Source organism: Streptomyces parvus (assembly GCF_014648875.1).
Taxonomy (GTDB): domain Bacteria; phylum Actinomycetota; class Actinomycetes; order Streptomycetales; family Streptomycetaceae; genus Streptomyces; species Streptomyces parvus.
Genome location: NZ_BMRY01000001.1, coordinates 1,296,918 through 1,316,520, shown reverse-complemented (window position 1 = coordinate 1,316,520; position 19,603 = coordinate 1,296,918). Strand labels below are relative to the sequence as shown.

The window sequence follows — 19,603 nt, the reverse complement described above, 5'->3', positions numbered from 1 at the left end:
GGCGTCGTCACGGAGCGTCCGGCGTTGCCGGACGGGGACGCGGCGGAGCCGGGCACGCCACCGTGTGCTCGGCTCCCTCCGTTACTTCTTCGGTCTCAGCGCGTCAGCGTTTCGAAGCCGACCTCTCCGCAGTACCGCACGGCGAGTCCCTCCGCCTCGGGATCGCTGTTCTCCGTCGCTGCCGCCGTCGCCTCGCCCAGGGTGCGCCCTTGACCGACGGGCTCATCCCGGAGCGGTCGCATGGCGAGAAGGACGTCCTGGGCGGCGGCGCCGACCTCGTCGTACTCGTCCGGATCCGGCGTGTCCTCCTCTGCCGCGTTCCGCGCCTTCTGCCAGCCGCCGAGCTGCGTGCAGAAGTTCTCCCGGCGCTCGGTCAGCCGCTGGTTGTCCTGGCCCTGCGCGGAGGAGCATCCCGTGCCCAGCACCACCAGAGCGACGACGGGAAGTGCCGCCTTGATCAAGCGTGCCACGTCGCCCCCTGTCGAATTCCCACCTGCCACGACGCGAGATCATCGCAGCTGCGGGCCACTTCCGGTACTCGCAGGAGGAGTTGGGCGCGAGGCAGCGGACCGGCCCGGCCTCGGTGCCCGGCGCCGCCCCGGCCGCCTCCCCCCGCTCCAGCCCGCTCCGCCCGCCTCACCCCCGCTCCAGCCCGCCCCGCCCGATCACCTCCGCGTACCACCGCGCGCTGTCCTTCACCGTCCGCCGCTGCGACGCGAAGTCCACGTGCACGATGCCGAACCGCTTGCTGTAGCCGTACGCCCACTCGAAGTTGTCCAGCAGCGACCACAGGAAGTAGCCCCGTACGTCGGCCCCGTCCTCGATCGCCCGGTGTACCGCGCCCAGGTGCCCGTCCAGGTACGCCACCCGCTCCGGGTCGTGCACATCGCCCTCCGGGTCCGCGTAGTCGTCGTACGCCGCCCCGTTCTCCGTCACCAGCACCGGCACGGACGGGAGTTCGTCACGCAGGCGGGTCAGCAGTTCGTACAGGCCGTCCGCGTCCACCGGCCAGTCCATCGCCGTGCGCGGGCCCGCCGCCGGGGTGAACGCCACATGCTGCTCCGCGCCCGCCCAGGGGGACGGGGACTCCGACGTACCCGCCGAAACCACGCTCGGGGAGTAGTAGTTGATGCCCAGCGAGTCGATCGGGGTCGACGCGACCTCCAGGTCGCCGTCCTTCACGAACGACCAGTCCGTCACCGCCGCCGTGTCCGCCACCAGGTCCTCCGGCAGCCGGCCGTGGAAAACCGGGTCCAGGAAGATCCGGTTCGCCACCGCGTCGATCCGGCGCACCGCGTCCCGGTCCGCCTCGGTGTCCGTCAGGGGGCGCAGCGCGTGGAGGTTCAGGGTGAGGGAGATCTCCGCCGTGTCCGGGAGGCGGTCCCGCAGGATCCTCGCGCCCGCGCCGTGTGCGAGGTTCAGGTGGTGCGCCGCCCGCAGGGCCGCCAGATCGCTGGTACGGCCTGGAGCGTGGACCCCGTTCCCGTACCCGAGGAACGCCGCGCACCAGGGCTCGTTGAGCGTCGTCCACGTCGGCACCCGGTCGCCCAGCGCCCCCGCCACCAGGCCCGCGTACTCCGCGAACCGGTGCGCCGTGTCCCGCTCCGGCCAGCCGCCCGCGTCCTCCAGCTCCTGCGGCAGGTCCCAGTGGTAGAGCGTCGCCACCGGTCTGATCCCGGCAGCCAGCAGCTCGTCCACCAGACGGCGGTAGAAGTCCAGGCCGCGTTCCACCGCCGGGCCCCGGCCCGTCGGCTGGACCCGGGGCCAGGAGACCGAGAACCGGTAGTCCGTGACGCCGAGTTCCTTCATCAGGCGTACGTCGTCCGGCATCCGGTGCAGATGGTCGGCGGCGATGTCACCGGTGTCGCCGTTGCGCACCTTGCCGGGCGTCCGGCTGAAGGTGTCCCAGATCGACGGCGTACGGCCGTCCTCGGCGGCCCCGCCCTCGATCTGGTAGGCGGCGGTGGCCGTGCCCCACCGGAATCCGGCCGGGAAGCGGAGCACCGTACCGGACTCGGGTCGGGCGGCCGGGGCGGTCGCCGGGCGGGCTTCATCGACTGCGGTCATGAGACGGACACTCCAGGGTGAGGGGGGACAGAAGGAGAAGCAGGGGGGCGGGCGGTCGTCCGGTCAGCCCTTCACCGCGCCCTGCATGATGCCGCCGACGATCTGCCGGCCCAGCAGGCCGAAGACCAGCAGCACCGGCAGCGTGCCGAGCAGCGTGCCGGCCATGATCACCGACTGGTCGTTGACGTACCCGCCGCCGAGCTGGCGCAGCGCGACCTGCACGGTCGGCTCCTGCGAGGACAGCGCGATGATCGGCCAGAAGAAGTCGTTCCACGCCGTCATGAAGGTGAGCATCCCGAGCACCGCCATCCCCGGCCGTGCGATCGGGATCACGATCGACCAGAAGATGCGCGCGGTGGACGCGCCGTCCACCCGGGCCGCCTCGATCAGCTCGTCCGGCAGCGACTGCACCAGGTACTGGCGCATGAAGAACACACCGAAGGCCGAGACCAGGCCCGGCAGGATCACCGCCTGGAGCTGGTTCACCCACTGGAGCTCGGCGATCAGCATGAAGAGCGGGATCACCCCGAGCTGCGGCGGGATCATCATCGTCCCGATCGTCAGCGTCAGCAGGGCGTTACGGCCCTTGAACTTCAGCTTGGCGAAGGCGAATCCGGCCAGCGTGCAGCACAGGACCGTACCGATCGTGATCGAACCCGACACGATCAGCGAGTTCAGCAGCGCCTTGCCGATGTCCGCCTCTTCGAGGACCTGCTCGAAGTTCTTGATCAGGTTCGGGCCCGGCAGCAGGCTCGGCGGCACCTTCGCCATGTCCGCGTTGGACCGGCTGGCCGTGACGATCGTCCAGTAGAACGGGAACGCCGAGATGAGGAGGGCGAAGCCGAGGATGAGGTAGGAGAGCCAGCCGCCCTTCATCGTGCGGCCCGCGCCTCCCCTGCCGATGCGGCGGGCCGACGGCGGGGCCTGCGGCGGGTCGCCCTTCTCGGGCGTGGTCGGCGGTGCGGCGAGCGCGGTCATCGGCCGGCCTCCTTGCGTGCGCGGCGGCGCGCGATCAGGGCGTTGACCCCGACGAGCACCACGATGAGGACGAACATCACCCAGGCGATGGCCGCGGCCCGGCCCAGGTGGAAGAAGCCCCAGCCCTGCTCGTACATGTACAGGCCGAGCGTCTGGTACTGGTGCGAGATACCGCCCGAGATCGATCCCTCGAACAGCAGCGGCTCACCGAAGAGCTGGGTCGCCCCGATGGTCGAGATGATGACCGTGAAGACGATCGTGGGGCGCAGACCGGGGAGCGTGACGTGGAGGAACTGCCGCCAGCGCGACGCCCCGTCCATCTCCGCCGCCTCGTACAGCTCGTGCGGGATCGACTGCATGCCCGCGAGGTAGATCAGCGCGTTGTAGCCGGTCCACCGCCAGATCACGATCGTCGACACCGCGATCTGCGAGGCCACCGTGCCGGTCTGCCAGTCCACCGGGTCGAAGCCGACCAGGCCGATCACGTAGTTGATCAGCCCGAAGTCCTTGCCGAAGAGCTGCGCGAAGACGAGCGTCGCGGCGGCCACGGAGGTCGCGTACGGGAGCAGGATCGCGGTCCGTATGAAGGTCCGGCCGCGCAGCTTGTAGTTGAGCAGGTGCGCGAGGCCCAGCGCCATCGCGAGCTGCGGGACCGTGGACAGCACGCCGATCGTGAACGTGTTGCGCAGCGAGGTCCAGAAGTACTCGTCGGTGAACAGCGCCGTGTAGTTGGCGATGCCCCGCCACTCCATCTCGCCGCTCGTCTGGAGCTCGACCCGGTAGAGCGAAACGAACGCGGTGTAGAGGAGCGGGAAGAGGCCGAAGGCCAGGAAGAGCGTGAAGAAGGGGGCGATGTAGGCGTACGGGGAGGCCTTGCGCCAGGTGCGCCGGAGCGCGGCGCCCCGGCCGTCGTCGGGGCCGGGCCCGGTTCCGGCGGGGCTGCGGGGCCCGGCCTTCGCGGTGGCGGTGAGGGACACGGTGCGGCCCTTCGGGGTCGGGGGCGGAGATACGCGGTACGTGGAGGGGTACGGGGGTGGGGCCGGGCCACCGTGGTGCGTACCGGTGGACCGGCCCCAGGCAGGAAAGGGAGAGGAGGGGGGGAGGAGCGGGACCGTGCGGACCGGCGGGTCAGCCGGTTACGTGGTCCACGCCGGATCGTGCGGACCGGCGGGTCAGCCGGTTACGTGGTCCACGCCGGATCGTGCGGACCGGCCGGTCAGCCGATCACGTTGTCCACGCCCTTCTTCGCCGTCCCCCACGCCTTCTCCGACGACGTCCCCTTGCGCTCGACCTCGCTCAGCGCGTTCGTGATCTGCTGCATCACGTTCTGGTCGTGCACACCCAGCACCTGGACCGGGGACTCCTTCGCCGCGTCACCGAAGATCTGGCCGATCGGCGCACCGGAGAAGTACTCGTCCTTCGCGCCCGCGATCGTCTCGATGGCGCCCGTCGAGGACGGGAAGTTGCCCTGCTTCTGGAAGACCTTCGCCTGCTGCTCGGGGGCGGTCAGCCACTCGATCAGCTTGTACGCCTCCTCCTTGTGCTTGGCCGCACGCGGGATGGAGAGGTACGAGCCGCCCCAGTTGCCCGCGCCGCCGGGCAGCTTGGCGATGTCCCACTTGCCCTGGCCGCCGTCACCGGCCTGGCCCTTGATGTAGCCGAGCATCCAGGCCGGGCAGGGGATGGTGGCGAAGGAACCGGCGGCGAACGCCTGGTTCCACTGCGGGGACCACTGGTCGAGCTTGGCGCTCAGGCCCGCCTCGGCCGCCTCCACGGAGGTGTCCCAGGCCTCCTTGACCGCCGGGTTCTTGTCGTAGATCAGCTCGCCGGAGGCGTCGTAGTAGCGCTCCTTCTCCTGGCCGATCATGATCCCGTAGAGCGAGCCGACGCTGTCCAGCCAGGCGCTCTTGGCGGGGGCCTTCTTCTTGTACTCCTTGCCCAGCTCCAGGTAGCCGTCCCACGTGGCCCACTTCTCGGCGAGCTCCTCGCGGTCCGTGGGCAGGCCGGCCTCCTTGAAGAGGTCCGTGCGGTAGCACATCGCCTCGGGGCCGACGTCCGTGCCGAGGCCGAGGATCTTGCCGTCCTTGGTGGTCGCCGCCGACCACTTGGCCTCGGCGAACTCGCCCTTGAGCTTGTCGGCCCCGAACTCCTTCAGGTCCTGGAACTTGTCGGACTGCTGCTGGGTGACCGACGCGATCCGGCCCACCTCCACGCCCTGCACGTCCGCCAGGCCCCCGCCGCCCGCGAGCCGGGTCTGAAGCGACTTCCAGTAGTCCGCCTCGTCCTGGGTGTCGCTCTGCTTGATCGTGATGTTCGGGTTGAGCTTCTGGTACTCCTCGTAGAGCCCGGCCTCCTTGAAGCCGAAGGACCCGAAGAGGTCGACGTTGAGCGTGACCTTCCCGCCCGCGCTGTCGGAGGAGTCCGACGAGTCGCTGGATCCACAGGCGGCGAGGAGGGCCCCGGCGAGGACGACCGCGCCGAGGCGGGCGGTGGCTCTCTTGGCGGCTCGGGCGATGGGCATGGGAAGCCTCCCTTGGCTTCGGGATGAACCGAGCGCCTTGAGAGCGCTCTCAAAACCTGCGTCTGGAGCGTCTCCCACCACCCCCGCCCCGTCAAGACTCGAACGCATAACAGCTTGGGGTTACATCCGGCGTCCGCTCAACTGGCGCCCGTGTGCGTTCTCTTGACACTCACGTTTCAGGAGTTTTACGTTCCTTGGCACTTGAGAGCGCTCTCGAACGCGCTCTTCGCCCCCCCATGATCGAGGTGCTGCTCGTGCTGACCTCCCTCTCCGGACTCGTTTCCCGAGTCACCCCCAGACCCGCGGCCGCGACGCTCCTCGCGATCGCCGTGGCCGCCGTGGGCCTGGGTCCCGCCGCTTCCCCCGCTGCCGCCGCCACCATCCCCGCCGGCGCCGGCAGCTACACGGACTCCCGCCCGGCCGGCACCCAGGGGCCGACCACCAACACCGGGGCGCCCGTCACTCCGAAGCTCACCAGCGCCGCCCGGTCCAAGCCGGTCCCGACCAACGACTGGTGGTCCTCGCTGGCCTTCCAGCGCTACGGCGACAACCCGTACAGCACCCCCATGTACGGCCACCCGCTCACGTACCAGGCCAAGGCGTCCGGCCTGGAGGTCGGCTACCCGACCACGCCCGCGATCGTCGGCGACGGCCGCCAGTACGAGTACGCCCACAAGGCCGACCTCACCGTAGGGCTCTCCGGGCTGAACTCGCCCGACACCAAGGCCGACGCCTGGTCCGACTGGACCGTCACGCCCTACTGGGCCGACGGCTCGCGGACCTTCCGGGCCACCATCGGCCACGGCATGCCCTTCGTGTACGCCAAGGGCTCCGGCGGCGACGCCCGCATCACGACCGCCTCCGCGCCCACCGTCTTCTCCGACCAGGGCAACGTCCTCGGCATCACCGTCGCCGGGCACCACTACGCGCTCTTCGCGCCGACCGGCAGCGACTGGAACATCTCCGGTTCCACGATCACCGCCGGGCTCGGCTCCAAGGACTACTTCTCGCTCGCCGTGCTGCCCTCCACGGACGCGCTCGCCACCTACCGCAAGTACGCCTTCAGCTTCGTCACCGGTTCCCAGGTGGCCTGGCAGACCACCGGCGGCAACGTGCGGGCGACCTACAGCCTGACCACCGAGGCCAAGGAGGGCACCGAGCGCGGTACGCTCCAGGCCCTCTACCGCCACCAGTGGCTGCACACCTCGGACGCGCTGACCCCGTACACGTACGTCTCGCCGCGCGGCACGATGAAGGTGCGCGAGTCCGCCACCTTCACCACCAGCCAGAAGAACAACGGCGTCGTGCCCGCGCTGCCCGCCTCCAGCGGCGTCGACAAGGCCCGGCTGACCGGCTACCTCAACGAGGTCGCGAACGCCTCCGACCCGTTCTCCGGGGCCACCGACACCTACTGGACCGGCAAGGCGCTCGGCCGCCTCGCCCAGCTGGTGCCCGTCGCCGACCAGATCGGCCAGACCGCCACCCGCGACAAGCTCCTCGGCCTGATGAAGGGCCGGCTCCAGGAGTGGTTCACGGCGGGCGGGGCCAGTGAGTTCAGCTACGACAAGGACTGGAAGACCCTGACCGGCTACCCGGCCTCGTACGGCAGCGACACCGAGCTCAACGACCACCACTTCCACTACAGCTACTACGTATACGCGGCGGCGATCATCGCCCAGTACGACCAGGCCTGGGCGGCCGACTCGGCCTGGGGCACGATGATCAAGCACCTGATCCGGGACACCGCCAACGCCAGCCGCACCGACTCCGCCTACCCCTTCCTGCGCGGCTTCGACGTCTACGCCGGCCACAGCTGGGCCTCCGGCCACCAGGGCTTCGCGGCGGGCAACAACCAGGAGTCGTCCTCGGAGTCGATCAACCTGAGCGCCGCCCTGGTGCTCTTCGGCTCGGCCACCGGCGACAACGCGCTGCGGGACCTCGGCAGCTACCTGCTGACCACCGAGTCCGAGGCGATCACCCAGTACTGGTTCGACGCCTCGCAGCGGGTCTTCCCCGCCTCCTTCGGCCACGACACGGTCGGCATGGTCTGGGGCAGCGGCGGCGCGTACTCCACCTGGTGGACCGCCAACCCGGAGGAGATCCACGGCATCAACGTCCTCCCGGTGACCGGCGGTTCGCTCCACCTGGCCCGCGAGAAGGCCGCCATCAAGCGGAACATCGCCGAGATGGAGCGCGAGAACGGCGGGCCCGCCCAGGAGTGGCGCGACCTGCTCTGGGAGTTCGAGTCGCTCTCCGACCCGGCGTCCGCGAAGGCCAAGTGGGACGGGGTGAACGGGAACTACACCCCCGAGCAGGGTGAGTCCAAGGCGCACACCTACCACTGGATCAACACCCTCGCGGCGGTGGGCGCCCCCGACATGACCGTCAGCGGCGACATCCCGACCTCCGCCGTCTTCTCCAAGAACGGGACGCGCACCTACACCGCGCACAACCACGGCTCCAGCGCCCGTACGGTGACCTTCTCCGACGGCAAGACCCTGTCCGTGCCCGCCCGTTCGACGGCCACGAGCACGGGGCCCGGCGGCGGTGACCCGGACCCCGACCCGGACCCGGGCAACCCGTCCACCGGCAACACCTTCCGCCTCAAGACCGGCGGCGTCCTCACCACCGCCACCACCGACCCGGCGGGCGCGGACACCATCGCCTCGGCCGACGGCGTCAACCGGGACGGCACCCCGTACCGCCCGACCGTCTACGAGGTGAAGAAGGTCAACGGCAAGGTCGCCGCCGGGGCCGCCACCGCGTTCCGCCTCCGGGTGGACGCGGGCACCAAGGTCGGGCTCGCCCCGCAGGTCCGGGTCAGCTACGACCTGACCGGCGACGGCACGTTCGACCGCACCGAGACCTTCCGCTACTTCGCGACCGACCCGGTCGCCGGCTGGGAGGAGTACACGCAGGCGGTCGGCGCGCAGGCGACCACCGGCAGCCTCGGCGAGCTGAAGAACGGCACGGTCCGGCTGGAGATCTGGAACGCGCTCGGCAACGGCACGTCCCAGGTGCAGACCGGCACGGACGCGGCGGTGCTGCGGATTCCGTACCAGTGACCGATGCCGGTCGACGACCGGTGAGGGTGACGTAGAGCGCGGCGGGTCTCCGGTTCCTCAGGCGGAGGCCCGCCGTACGTTTGCGCGGAACCGGAACCGGAACCGGAACCGGGGCCGGAGCCGGCCCCGGGAGCGGCCTCGCTTCAGGCGGAGGCCCGCCGTACCAGCGTGACCGGGGTGATCACCGACTCCGGAACGTCCCCGCTGCCCGTACGGTCCCGGTCCAGGGCGCGCAGCAGCAGGCGGGCCATCAGCCGCCCCTGCCCCTCGATCTCCTGGCCGACGGTCGTCAGCGGGGGATCGGTCTCCGAGGCCACCGAGTCCATGTCGTCGAACCCCACCAGCGCCACCTGCTCCGGCACCGGGATCCCCCGCTCGCGCAGGACCCGCAGCGCGCCCGAGGCCATCAGGTCGTTGGCGGCGAACACCGCGTCCAGGTCGGGCCGCCTCTCCAGCAGCTCCGCCATCGCCCGGGCCCCGCTCTCCACGGTGAACGCCCCGTCGGCGACGAGCGTCGGGTCCACGTCCAGCAGCACGTCCCGGTAGCCGTCCAGCCGGTCCATCGCGGAGGTCTGGTCGGCGGGCCCGGCGATGTGCGCGATGCGCTCCCGCCCGAGGTCCCGCAGATACTGCACGGCCATCCGCGCCCCGCCCCGGTTGTCCGCGTCGACGTACGGGACGGCCTGGTCGCCCGGGTCGGCGGTCCAGCTGGGCCGCCCGCCGTACACCGCCGGGATGCCCGCCCGCCGGGTGATCGCGGGGACCGGGTCGTCGGTGTGCAGGGAGAACGCGAGCGCCCCGTCGACATGGCCGCCGGCCAGATACCGGGCGATCCGGTCGAAGTCCCCGGGCCCCTCCACGAGCAGCAGGACGAGCTGGGTGTCGTGGGCGGTGAGCTCCTTGCTTATGCCCCGGATCTGCTGGGAGAAGAAGGGGTCCGAGAAGAACCGGGTCTCCGGCTCCGCGATGACCACGGCCACCGCGCCGGTGCGCCGCGTGACGAGGGTCCGCGCCGCGTGGTTCGGGATGTAGCCCAGCTCCTCGACGGCCTTGAGCACCTTGTCCACGAGCGGCTTGCGGACGCCGTCGCCCCCGTTGACGACCCGCGAGGCGGTGGCCCGCGACACCCCCGCGCGTGCGGCGACGGCTTCCAGGGTGGGGCGGGACCCGGGGGACTGCTCGGGCAAGGCGGTCGCTCCTTGTCGACGGGGCGGCGATACGCGGGCGGGTGCGTGCTTCCGCGTCTGCCTCTCGCGTCTGCGTCTGCGCGTACCTGTGCGTGATGCGTGCTCGGTGTCGCCGCCGGATCGTCTACAGCCTAGCGCCGGGCGCCGACAGCGTTGAGAGCGCTCCCAGAGCGGTGGTCGTTACGCTGCTCCGATGACCGGTGACGAGGCGGTACGCGAGGGAGTACGGGCAGGGGCACGGGCGGCACGCCGGCTGGCGGAGCTGGGCGTGTGCGTGCTGGAACCCGGGCTGAGCGATGCGGAGTTCGACCGGATCGAGGCGGAGTACGGCATCGTGTTCGCCCCCGGCCACCGGGCCTTCCTGGCGGCCGGGCTGCCGGTGGACCGGGCGGCGCCCCCGAAGGAGGGCGAGTCCCCGCGGAACCCGTGGCCCGACTGGCGGGACGGCGACCCGGACGTGATCCGGGAGCGGCTGGGGTGGCCGGTGGAGGGGATGCTGTTCTCGGTGGAGCACGGCTGCTGGCTGCCCGGCGGGCGGTGGGGGCCGCGCCCGGCGGACCCGGCGGAGGCCGTCGCGGCGGCACGGGCCGCGCTCGCCACCGTACCGACGCTGATCCCGCTCCACGGGCACCGGTATCTGGCGGCGGGGGAGGGGAAGTCGGTTGCTCCCGGGCGGGTGGTGCTCTCCGTCGTCGGTGCGGACACCATTCACTACGGGCGAGACCTGGTGGAGTGGGTGGAGCGGGAGTTCGGGGATCCGGGCTCGGACAGGGCCTGGCCGGAGCGTGCCGCCGGGGACCGGGTGCCGTTCTGGTCGGACCTGGCGGGCTGAGGGGAGTCCGTCCCGCGCGTGAGGTCCGCGCGTGAGGTTCACGCGTGAGGTTCACGCGTGAGGTTCACGCGTGAGGTTCACGCGTGAGGCGGCGGGGCCGGCCCCTCCTCGGGGTCGGGCCCGCCGCCGTTCGGGGGCGTACGCCGGTCTGCGTCACATGATGCGGTACGTCAGGTAGTACGCGGACAGTTGCTCGTGGTAGCCCGGGTCCTCGGTCTGCCGGTGACGGTCGAACTCCGGGGAGTCCTTGACCTGTTCCTTGGTGAGCTCGACGTGGACCTTCCGGTCCTCCGTGTCGATGCGCTTCACCGTGCCGGCGGGCAGCAGGACGTCCTTGCCGAAGATCCAGCCCCCGATGTCGACGAGCAGATAGGCCGAGCCCACCTCGTCGGAATGCTTGTCGACCTTTCCGATACTTCCGTCGGTCGCCTCGACCGAATAGCCGGTCAGATCGATTCCCGCGGTATGACCGCTCGATGGCTGGTAGCCCCACAGGGAGTCGCTCATTGTGGCTCCTTTCGTGAAGGTCGCCCGGGTCATTCCTTCCGGTGTTTTCCCGGTGCTCTTCCGGCGATCGGACTTCGTGTGCCCGGGGAGGGGCGGCCTACACCCGGCGCGACTACCAGCGGTACCACCGGCCACGTCGGCCACCGCTCGCGGCGGGCCGGACGAAGAACCCTATGAGCCAGAGCACCAGGACGATCACGGCTATCCACCAGAGGGCCTTGACCGCGAATCCGGCACCGAAGAGAAGCAGGGCGAGCAGAAGAACGAGAAGCAGGGGAACCATGATTATCAACCTCCGAAAATTCGGGTTCCCGCTGATGTTTTTCCTACACGCGCTGATTCCTGGGGAATTCATGTCCGCGGACGGGCCGGCGTCGCCGGGCGGCAAGGGCGCGCTGCCTGCGCGCGACCACTCGTTCGTGGGACGCTGTGAGGGAACGGCCGGCGGCCGTGAAACCCCGATCTAGCCTGCTCGGCAAGGCCACGGAAGAAGGGACCCGCGATGACCGCAGCGTTTGTCGAGAACGGCCAGACATCGGATGGGCGCGCGTGGGACTACCTCCTGCAGACATGGCGTGAGCTGGACGTGCCCGAGGGGTGGCGCGCCGAGATCGACGAGGGGCAGATCGTTTTGGTACCGCCGCCGCACGCACACCACAACGGGATCGCCGAGGCGGTACAGAGCCGTCTCTACAGGGGCCTGCCCGATGGGCTGGGGATCTACCAGACCCTCGGCGTCCACATTGCCCCGCTGGGCAAGCTGTACGTCCCCGATCTGGTGGTCATGCCGAGGGTATTGATCACAGACGCCGATCCCGAGACCAGCGACCCGATGGACGCCGCCGAGGCGCTGCTCGTCGTCGAGATCACCTCGCGCGGCAACGCCCGGGAGGAGCGCACCAAGAAGTACCGCGCGTATGCCCGGGCGGGCGTCCCGATGTATCTGCTGATCGACCGGTTCGACACCCGGGGGCCGATGGTCACGCTGTTCACCGAGCCGAACGAGGACGGCACCTTCAAGCTCACGGACGCGGTGCCGTTCGGCAAGCCGCTGACCGTGCCGTCCCCGTTCGACGTACAGCTGCCGACGGAGGAGTTCCCGGGCGCTTCGTGATCCGTCGGGTGCCTACGGGCGGGTGACGACCTTGATGTTGAAGGTGTGGGAGTTCACTCCGCCCGCGATCCCCATGAACAGGAACGCGAAGTGCTCCTGGCCGCGTGCGGTCGTGATGCCGCCGATGTCGAGCTGGGAGGAGGCCGGCCAGCCGAGGTCCGTGAGCAGCCGGCCCGTGGTGGCCTTGGCCTCGGGGTCGTCGCCGGAGAGGAAGACCGTGCCCGGTTCGGTGAGTTCGCCCGGGGCGACCATGGTGGTCGAGTCCATCGTGCAGAGCGTCTTGACGACGGGGGTCAGGGGGAAGGCCTCCTGGATCAGTTCGCCCAGGCTGCTGTTGGGGTGGGTGAGGGCGCTGAAGTCGTCGGAGAGGCCGACCCCGACGTCGATCAGGAGGGTGCCGGCCAGCGCCGGGGCACCGATCGAGCGGAGCAGGTCCACGGAGACGCCGCCGGGCGTCGCGTTGACCAGGACCTCCGCATGGGCGGCTGTCTCGTCGAGGCCCGCGACGGGCAGGCCGAGGTCGGTCCGTTCCTTCGGTTGACGCGATCCGAGGAGTACGTCGTGCCCTGCGGCGCGCCAGCCGTTGGCCAGGGCGCGGGCGACATTTCCGGTGCCGAGCAGTCCGATTCGCATGGGGACGACGCTAGGCGGCGGGATGCCAGGGCGGATCGGGCCGGAGACCGGGGTGGGGCGGCCCTTGAGACGTAGTCCGCAGGACGCGGCCGGCCTCCGCCCCCGGGGGTGGGTGGCGGAGGCCGGCCGCGCTCGGGGGCGGAGGTCAGACCCCCGCCGGGGCCTTCGCCGGGTCGGTGCCGGGGTCCGGGGTGTCCGGGCCGCCCGCGGAAGGGGGCGTCGCGGAAGGGGTCGTGCCGCCCGTCGCCGCGATCGTGGACGGGGCCGGTTCCTGGGAGACGTTGAACTCGGTCAGCAGGTCCTTGCTGAAGCCGAAGAAATACGTGGCCAGGAAGCCGGCGACGTAGCCCACCAGCAGACCGGCCCCGTAGATCGCGATCGTCGAGCCCAGGCCGTGGTTGCCGTCCAGCAGCGGGAACAGGGCCCAGCCGGACGGGCCGATGGCCGTCGAGCCGACCGTGTCGCCGAGCTGGTTGAACAGGCCGACGAAGCCGCCGCCGAACGCCCCGCCCACGCACGCCGTGATGAACGGGCGGCCCAGCGGGAGCGAGACGCCGTAGATCAGCGGTTCTCCGACGCCCAGCAGGCCCGCCGGGAGCGCCGACTTGATGGTGCGGCGGATCGACTCGTTGCGGGGGAGGCGGAAGTAGACCGCCATCGCCGCGCCGACCTGGCCGGCCCCGGCCATCGCCAGGATCGGCAGCAGGACCGTGTAGCCCTGCTGCTCGATGAGGGTCGTGTGGATCGGGATCAGCGCCTGGTGCAGGCCCAGCATGACCAGCGGCAGGAACAGGCCGCCGAGCACGAAGCCCGCGCCCGCGCCGCCGTTGGAGAGCAGCCAGTCGGCGAACGTGCCGATCGCGGAGGAGATCTCCCCGGCCACGAACATCAGGCCGAAGATCGTCACCAGGCCGGAGATCAGCACCGTGAGGGTCGGGGTGACCAGGACGTCCAGCGCCTCCGGCACCCAGCGGCGGCACCACTTCTCCACGTACACCGCGAGGACCGCGGCGCCCAGCGCGCCGAGCACACCGCCCTGGCCGGGCGAGAGGGTCTGGCCGAAGGCGTCGATGTTCGCGACGCCCGGGAAGACGATGATCGCCGCGACCGCACCGCCCAGGATCGGCGTACCGCCGAACTCCTTCGCCGTGTTGTAGCCCACGAACACCGCGATCAGCGCCATGAAGCCCGACGCCATCGCCGCCAGCGCGGGCGTCACGGCGGGCAGCCACTGAAGGTTCACCAGCAGACCGTTCAGGCCCGCGATGATCCCGCAGCCGATCAGTGCCGGGATCAGCGGCACGAAGATGTTGGCGATCTTCCGCAGGAACAGCTTGAAGGGCGTCGCGTTCTTCGCCTTCTGCTGTGCCTTGATCGCCGCGCCCTGTGCCGCCAGATCGTCGGCGGAGACGGCGGCCGGACCACCGGGGTCAGGGGCCGGTGCGGCCTCGCGGGCCTCCTCCACCAGCTGCTCGAACTCCGGGGTGACCCGGGCGACCGTGCCCGGTCCCAGCACGATCTGGTACGTGTCGTCCTCGACGACGCCCATCACGGCGGGCAGGGCCTTCAGCGCCTCGTCGTCGACGAGGGACCTGTCGTGCAGCCCGAGGCGGAGCCGGGTCATGCAGTGGGCGATGGAGGCGACGTTCGCGGCCCCGCCGACGAGCGGCAGGATCGCGGCCGCGGTGGCGCGGTTCTTGTCTTCAGTGGCCATGGTGCTGGGTGCCTTGCTGTGCGGGGGGTGGGGATACCCGGTGGGTCAGGTGGTGCGTACGGCCGCGAGCGCGGCGCGGAGGTGGCCGTCGGACTCGGTGAGGAGCCGGGCGGCGGTGGGGCCGTCGACCTGGCCGAGGATGACCAGGATCGCGTTCTTGACCTCGCCGTCGGTGGCGGCGAGGGCGGCCTCGATCGCGGTGTCGGACGCGCCGGTGGCCAGGGAGACGATGTGCCGGGAGCGGGCCCGCAGCTTCTCGTTGGAAGCGCGGACGTCGACCATGAGATTCCCGTACGTCTTGCCGAGCCGGATCATCGTGACCGTCGAGATCATGTTGAGGACCAGCTTCTGGGCCGTGCCCGCCTTCAGCCGGGTCGAGCCGGTGAGCAGTTCGGGTCCTGTGACGACCTCCAGGCCGTGTTCCGCTGCCGCGGCGAGCGCCGAGTCCGCGTTGCAGGAGAGGCCGATCGTCAGGGCCCCGCGTGCGCGGGCGTGCTCGACCGCGCCGATCGCGTACGGCGTACGGCCGGAGGCGGAGATACCGACCACCGTGTCGTCGGCGGTCAGCTTCAGCGCGTCCAGGTCGGCGGCGGCCAGCTCCTTGCTGTCCTCCGCGCCCTCGACGGCCGTGACCATGGCGGAGGGGCCGCCCGCGATCAGGCCGACGACCTCGGCCGGGTCGGTGTTGAAGGTGGGCGGGCACTCGCTGGCGTCCAGCACCCCGAGGCGGCCCGCCGTGCCCGCGCCCGCGTAGATCAGCCGGCCGCCGCGCGCCATGCGCTCGGCGGTGGCGTCGATGGCCGCGGCGATCTGCGGCAGCCGCTCGGCGACGGCGGCCGGGACCGTGGCGTCCTCGCCGTTCATGATCCGCGCGATCTCCTCGGTGGACAGCCGGTCGATCTCGGCCAGCTCGGGGCGGAACGCCTCGGTGGTGAGCGTGGCCAGCTGGGCACGGAGCTCGCCGTACGTCCCGGAGGCCCCGGGGGTGCCGGTGGCGCCGGGGGTGTCGGTGTTCGCGTCGGTGGTGGAGGTCATGAGGTGCGGCTCAGCTTTCTCGGGGTGCTCGGTCTCGTACGCGTACGGGGGTGGGGCGGCGGGGAGCGGTCAGCGGGTGCGCGGGGTGTGGCGGTGGGCCAGCGCCTCGTAGGAGGCGGCCAGGGCGGGCGCGGCGGTCTCGTACGTCCGCTGCGCGACGCCTATGAACAAGCAGTCCACGACGAGCAGCTGGCTCGTCCGGCTGGACATGGCGGCGGGGCGCAGCTCGCTCTCGCGCGCGGTGGACGTGGTCAGCACATGGTCCGCGTACTGCGACACGGGCCCGTCGGGCCGCCCGGTGATCGCGATCGTCGTCGCCCCGCGGTCGAAGGCGACCCGCAGCGGCTCGATCACGTCACCGGTGGAGCCGGAGTGCGTGATCGCGATGGCCACGTCGCCGGAGCGCAGCTGCACGGCGTTGGTCACCGCGAGGTGCGGGTCCATGTGGGCGTGGGCGATCAGCCCGATCCGGAGCAGCTTCTGCGCCAGGTCCTGGCCGACGAGGGAGGACGCCCCGACGCCGTAGATGTCGATACGGCGGGCGGTCGAGGCGGCGGCGACGGCCGCCCCCAGCTGTACGGTGTCGAGCCCGGCGGCGGTGTCGGCGAGGGTCTGCTGCTCGTCGTAGGCGAGCTTGGCGACCACGTCGGCGATCGGGTCGTCCACCGCGATGTCGGCGGTGACGGCCGGGGCCCGGCCCGACTCCTGGTGCGCGGCGAGACCGGCCAGCGCGAGGCGCAGGTCCCGGTAGCCGGGGTAGCCGAGGAGGCGGGCGGTGCGGACGACAGTGGCTTCACTGGTGCCGGTGCGCTCGGCGAGACCGGTGACGGTGAGGGCGGCGCAGCCGGCCGGGTCGCCCGCCACGGCTTCGGCGACCAGCTGCATCGAGCGGGTCATGGAGGGGGCGAGGGTCCGGACCTTGGCGGCGAGGGCCGCGGGCGCCGGCGGCGAGTCGCTGCTGAAAATTTCCTTCACATCACTGGTCACATCTGAAAGATATTTTCAACCTCCGGGTCCGTCAACCCCCTTTGGTCCCTACCTCTGGCGGGATCTTCAGCGGGGGCTGCAGCGGGATCTTCTGATGAGCCTTCTGCGCGCGGGCGCACAATGGGGACATGGAGTTGAACGCCCTGGAGCAGTCCCTGCACACCGCCCGCGCCCTCGTCATGGCCGACCTGACGGCGGCCGACGTCGCCGAGGCGGACATCGTCTCGCTGGTCGAGGACGCGGTGACGCACCGGCGCTGGTGGGTGGAGCAGTGGCCCGAGGGCGCGGAGTTCGTCGCGGGGCTGGTCGCCCAGGACGTCCAGGACGCGCTGCTGGAGCGGTACGGGCGGTGGCCGCTGTGCCCCGCGTGCTCGCCGGAGGAGGAGCCGCACGCCCTGGACGTCGAGCCGGAACTCGGGCCCGACCCGCACTGGGTCTGCACCAAGGCGGCCGTGGCGGTGGCGCCGGTCGGGGCGCTCGGCGAGGTGCTGCGGCGGTGACGCTCTACATCGACCCGCCCACCTGGCCCGGACACGGCCGCCTCTGGTCGCACCTGGTGAGCGATGTCTCGTTCGAGGAGCTGCACGCCTTCGCCGCCGCGATCGGCTGCCCGCCGCGCGCCTTCGAGCGCGACCACTACGACGTACCGGAGGCGCACTACGCGGACGCGGTGCGGGCCGGGGCCCGGGAGGTCGGCTCGAAGGAGCTGGTCCGGCGGCTCACGGCCGCCGGACTGCGGAGGCCGAAGGGGCGGCCCGCGCCTGCGGGGCGCCCCTCCGGCCCCTGACGAGAGGCCCTAGGAGAGCGCGCCGTCGTAGTCCGGGAGCTTGAAGCCGCGTTCGGCGTGGCCGCCGACGAGGTCGGTGGTGTTGTTCCCGATATTGGCGATGATCTTGTAGCCCTTCGCCTCGATCTCCGCCCGCTGCTCGGTCTTGTAGGCGCTGACCTCCTCGAAGAGGTCGGGCAGGCTGCGGACGCGGAGGCCGTCGACCGGGTAGCCGGCCTTCTTCAGGTTCCAGTCCGTGAGGGAGTGGATGATGCCCGGCCGTGCGGTGACGAAGAAGACGGCCGCACCGCGCGCATCCGCGTAGCGGGCCAGTTCGCGGACGTCGCCGACGGCGGGGGTGGGCAGCTTCCAGAACGGGTGGAAGTGCGTCTCCAGCGCGGTGTTGTCGATGTCCAGGACGATCGCCTGCTTCTCGCTGCCGGCGTTCTCCGTCCGGGCCTCGATCCAGGGGCGAGCCGCGGCGACGACCGCCGCGACGTCCCGCCGCCAGGCGGCGTAGTCGACGTCCGCGGCGAGGGCGGCGGCCGGGGTCGCGGAGGCGGTCACGGGGGCGGGGCGGGCCGGGGCCGTCATCTCCGTCGCTCCGGCCGAGGCGACGGGGATCGCGACCAGGGCGAGCGTCGCGGTCAGCGTCGCGGCGGTGCGCTGGACGGTGGCGCCTGCATGCATGAGGACTCCTGGGTGGGAAACCTGCGATGGCCCGTGCGTCGATCGGACGACGGGTTGTCATGCTCGCGCTCAATAATGAAGGGCAGGTGACCGTCTCACTACTGGTCGGTAGTGACTTTTTCGGCTGCTGTTCGGCGCCCCGACGACTATCGGCCGGGCGGCGGCCGAAAGCGGTCGGGTGGGCCCGGGGCTACGGAGTCACGCGCCCGTCGACGGGACGGAACCGGCTTCCGCCGGACGCCCGGCGCGAGCCGCCGCGCTCTTCGCGATCAGCCGGGAGTGTGACCGCGACCGCGACCCGTCGGTCCCGCCCTCGCCGCCGCCGCGCTGGAGGCGCAGCGCCACGCCCACCGCCGCCAGGGCCAGAGCGGTCATAGCCGCGCCCGCCCAGGCCGTGGAGGCGAAGCCGAAGTCCAGGTCGATCACCGTGCCGCCGAGCCAGGGGCCACTCGTGTTGCCCAGGTTGAACGCGGCCGTCGTGGTGGCCCCGGCCAGCGTCGGGGCGGCCCCGGCAACGTTGAACATCCGGGCGTTCAGCGCGGGGGCCGTGAAGAAGGCGGACAGGCCCAGCAGGAAGGACAGCGCGATCACCGCCGCCTGGCCGGAGGCGAACAGGGCCAGCGCCACCAGGAACACCGTCGACGCCGTGATCCCGCTCAGCAGCACCCCGAAGAGGTGCGCGTCCGCGACCCGGCCGCCGATCATCGTGCCGATCAGCGCACCCACCCCGAACAGGCCGAGGATCCACGGCACCCAGCCCGAGCCGAGGCCCGCCACGTCCGTCAGCAGCGGCGCGAGATAGCTGAACGCGCAGAACACCCCGCCCGCCGCGAGCGCGGTGATCACGATCGCCAGCCAGACCTGCCGGTCCCGGTAGATCGTCAGCTCCCGCTTGAGCTCGGGCTTCTTCTCGGGCAGCGGGATGTGCGGGATACGCGTGACGACGCCGACCAGGGCCACCGCCGAGGCCGCGCCCACCGCCCAGAACGCCGACCGCCAGCCGAGGTGCTCGCCGAGGAACGCCCCCAGCGGCACGCCCAGCACATTGGCGACGGACAGGCCGCCGATCATCACGGCCATCGCCCGCGCTCGCTGGTTCACCGGGACCATCGCGATGGCCACGGCCGCGCCGACCGCCCAGAAACCCGCACAGGCCAGCGCGCTCACGACGCGGGAGGCGAAGAGGACCTCGTACGTCGGAGCCAGCGCACCCGCGATCTGGCCCAGGCCGAACACCGAGATCAGCGCGACGAGGGTGGTGCGGCGCGGCAGCCGCAGCGTGGCGACGGCCAGCAGCGGGGCGCCGACCACCATGCCGATCGCGAACGCGGATATGAGGAGCCCAGCCTGCGGGATCGACACGTTCATGTCGTCGGCGATCGGCGGGAGCAGGCCCGACAGCATGAACTCGCTGGTGCCGAGTGCGAAGACCGAGAGGCCGAGAACGTATACGGCCAGGGGCATGGGTGCGCGGCGGGCGGCAGAGTCGGGCATGACTCGTCCCAAC

20 protein-coding genes are annotated in these 19,603 nt (G+C 71.3%); 6 read left to right on the top strand and 14 right to left on the bottom strand.

What is annotated here, in order from left to right:
• Window positions 1–95: 95 nt before the first annotated feature.
• From IE140_RS05975 to IE140_RS05955, 5 genes are all read right to left on the bottom strand, one after another.
• On the bottom strand, window positions 96–470 hold the full coding sequence (locus IE140_RS05975) for a hypothetical protein (RefSeq protein WP_167533564.1): 375 nt from the start codon (window positions 468–470) through the stop codon (window positions 96–98).
• A 166-nt stretch (window positions 471–636) separates the two neighbouring features.
• Entirely contained in the window at window positions 637–2,067 is a 1,431-nt protein-coding gene (locus IE140_RS05970; protein ID WP_093444853.1) for a GH1 family beta-glucosidase, read from the bottom strand.
• A 63-nt stretch (window positions 2,068–2,130) separates the two neighbouring features.
• Complete coding sequence (locus tag IE140_RS05965; RefSeq protein WP_150197202.1) at window positions 2,131–3,045, bottom strand: carbohydrate ABC transporter permease; 915 nt, start codon at window positions 3,043–3,045, stop codon at window positions 2,131–2,133.
• Complete coding sequence (locus IE140_RS05960; protein WP_032781992.1) at window positions 3,042–4,022, bottom strand: carbohydrate ABC transporter permease; 981 nt, start codon at window positions 4,020–4,022, stop codon at window positions 3,042–3,044. Before IE140_RS05960 ends, IE140_RS05965 begins: the two co-directional genes overlap by 4 nt.
• A gap of 239 nt (window positions 4,023–4,261) precedes the next feature.
• Window positions 4,262–5,566: an ABC transporter substrate-binding protein gene (locus IE140_RS05955; RefSeq protein ID WP_093444850.1), complete on the bottom strand. Its 1,305-nt coding sequence runs from the start codon at window positions 5,564–5,566 to the stop codon at window positions 4,262–4,264.
• A gap of 236 nt (window positions 5,567–5,802) precedes the next feature.
• On the opposite strand from IE140_RS05955, the gene IE140_RS05950 reads away from it, so the two are divergent.
• A complete protein-coding gene (locus IE140_RS05950; RefSeq protein WP_150197218.1) occupies window positions 5,803–8,631 on the top strand; it encodes a glycosyl hydrolase in 2,829 nt (942 codons plus the stop codon).
• Between the two features lie 143 nt (window positions 8,632–8,774).
• Here IE140_RS05950 and IE140_RS05945 read toward each other — a convergent pair whose 3' ends face one another.
• Window positions 8,775–9,818, bottom strand: a complete 1,044-nt coding sequence (locus IE140_RS05945) for a LacI family DNA-binding transcriptional regulator (RefSeq protein ID WP_093444848.1) — start codon at window positions 9,816–9,818, stop codon at window positions 8,775–8,777.
• 193 nt (window positions 9,819–10,011) lie between these two features.
• Here IE140_RS05945 and IE140_RS05940 point away from each other — a divergent pair, with 193 nt between their 5' ends.
• Entirely contained in the window at window positions 10,012–10,650 is a 639-nt protein-coding gene (locus IE140_RS05940; RefSeq protein WP_150197207.1) for a hypothetical protein, read from the top strand.
• A gap of 153 nt (window positions 10,651–10,803) precedes the next feature.
• Here the strand turns inward: IE140_RS05940 and IE140_RS05935 are convergent, their stop codons facing one another.
• Window positions 10,804–11,157 (bottom strand): PRC-barrel domain-containing protein, encoded by a 354-nt coding sequence (locus IE140_RS05935; RefSeq protein WP_093812809.1) that lies wholly within the window; start codon window positions 11,155–11,157, stop codon window positions 10,804–10,806.
• 112 nt (window positions 11,158–11,269) lie between these two features.
• A complete protein-coding gene (locus IE140_RS05930) occupies window positions 11,270–11,440 on the bottom strand; it encodes a DUF5670 family protein (RefSeq protein WP_093812823.1) in 171 nt (56 codons plus the stop codon).
• On the opposite strand from IE140_RS05930, the gene IE140_RS05925 reads away from it, so the two are divergent.
• Both IE140_RS05925 and IE140_RS05920 read left to right on the top strand, forming a co-directional pair.
• The gene (locus IE140_RS05925) at window positions 11,439–11,624 is read left to right on the top strand and encodes a hypothetical protein (protein WP_150197209.1); all 186 of its coding nucleotides are present in this window, start codon (window positions 11,439–11,441) and stop codon (window positions 11,622–11,624) included. The genes IE140_RS05930 and IE140_RS05925 overlap by 2 nt on opposite strands.
• Window positions 11,625–11,659: 35 nt before the next feature.
• Window positions 11,660–12,271, top strand: coding sequence for a Uma2 family endonuclease (locus IE140_RS05920; RefSeq protein ID WP_150197211.1), 612 nt, complete (start codon window positions 11,660–11,662; stop codon window positions 12,269–12,271).
• 12 nt (window positions 12,272–12,283) lie between these two features.
• On the opposite strand, the gene IE140_RS05915 is transcribed toward IE140_RS05920, so the two are convergent.
• From IE140_RS05915 to IE140_RS05900, 4 genes are all read right to left on the bottom strand, one after another.
• On the bottom strand, window positions 12,284–12,904 hold the full coding sequence (locus IE140_RS05915; protein ID WP_093444843.1) for an NADPH-dependent F420 reductase: 621 nt from the start codon (window positions 12,902–12,904) through the stop codon (window positions 12,284–12,286).
• 145 nt (window positions 12,905–13,049) lie between these two features.
• The gene (locus IE140_RS05910; RefSeq protein ID WP_150197213.1) at window positions 13,050–14,618 is read right to left on the bottom strand and encodes a PTS transporter subunit EIIC; all 1,569 of its coding nucleotides are present in this window, start codon (window positions 14,616–14,618) and stop codon (window positions 13,050–13,052) included.
• A gap of 45 nt (window positions 14,619–14,663) precedes the next feature.
• Window positions 14,664–15,653, bottom strand: coding sequence for an N-acetylmuramic acid 6-phosphate etherase (murQ, locus tag IE140_RS05905; RefSeq protein WP_100559390.1), 990 nt, complete (start codon window positions 15,651–15,653; stop codon window positions 14,664–14,666).
• A 69-nt stretch (window positions 15,654–15,722) separates the two neighbouring features.
• Entirely contained in the window at window positions 15,723–16,640 is a 918-nt protein-coding gene (locus IE140_RS05900) for a MurR/RpiR family transcriptional regulator (RefSeq protein WP_030718487.1), read from the bottom strand.
• A 128-nt stretch (window positions 16,641–16,768) separates the two neighbouring features.
• On the opposite strand from IE140_RS05900, the gene IE140_RS05895 reads away from it, so the two are divergent.
• Window positions 16,769–17,140, top strand: coding sequence for a DUF8819 family protein (locus IE140_RS05895; protein WP_093444840.1), 372 nt, complete (start codon window positions 16,769–16,771; stop codon window positions 17,138–17,140).
• Window positions 17,137–17,427: a DUF4031 domain-containing protein gene (locus IE140_RS05890; protein WP_010055960.1), complete on the top strand. Its 291-nt coding sequence runs from the start codon at window positions 17,137–17,139 to the stop codon at window positions 17,425–17,427. Before IE140_RS05895 ends, IE140_RS05890 begins: the two co-directional genes overlap by 4 nt.
• A 9-nt stretch (window positions 17,428–17,436) precedes the next feature.
• Here the strand turns inward: IE140_RS05890 and IE140_RS05885 are convergent, their stop codons facing one another.
• Window positions 17,437–18,096: an HAD family acid phosphatase gene (locus IE140_RS05885; protein WP_189460124.1), complete on the bottom strand. Its 660-nt coding sequence runs from the start codon at window positions 18,094–18,096 to the stop codon at window positions 17,437–17,439.
• A gap of 198 nt (window positions 18,097–18,294) precedes the next feature.
• Window positions 18,295–19,560: a Cmx/CmrA family chloramphenicol efflux MFS transporter gene (locus tag IE140_RS05880; RefSeq protein WP_167533607.1), complete on the bottom strand. Its 1,266-nt coding sequence runs from the start codon at window positions 19,558–19,560 to the stop codon at window positions 18,295–18,297.
• Between the last annotated feature and the right edge of the window lie 43 nt (window positions 19,561–19,603).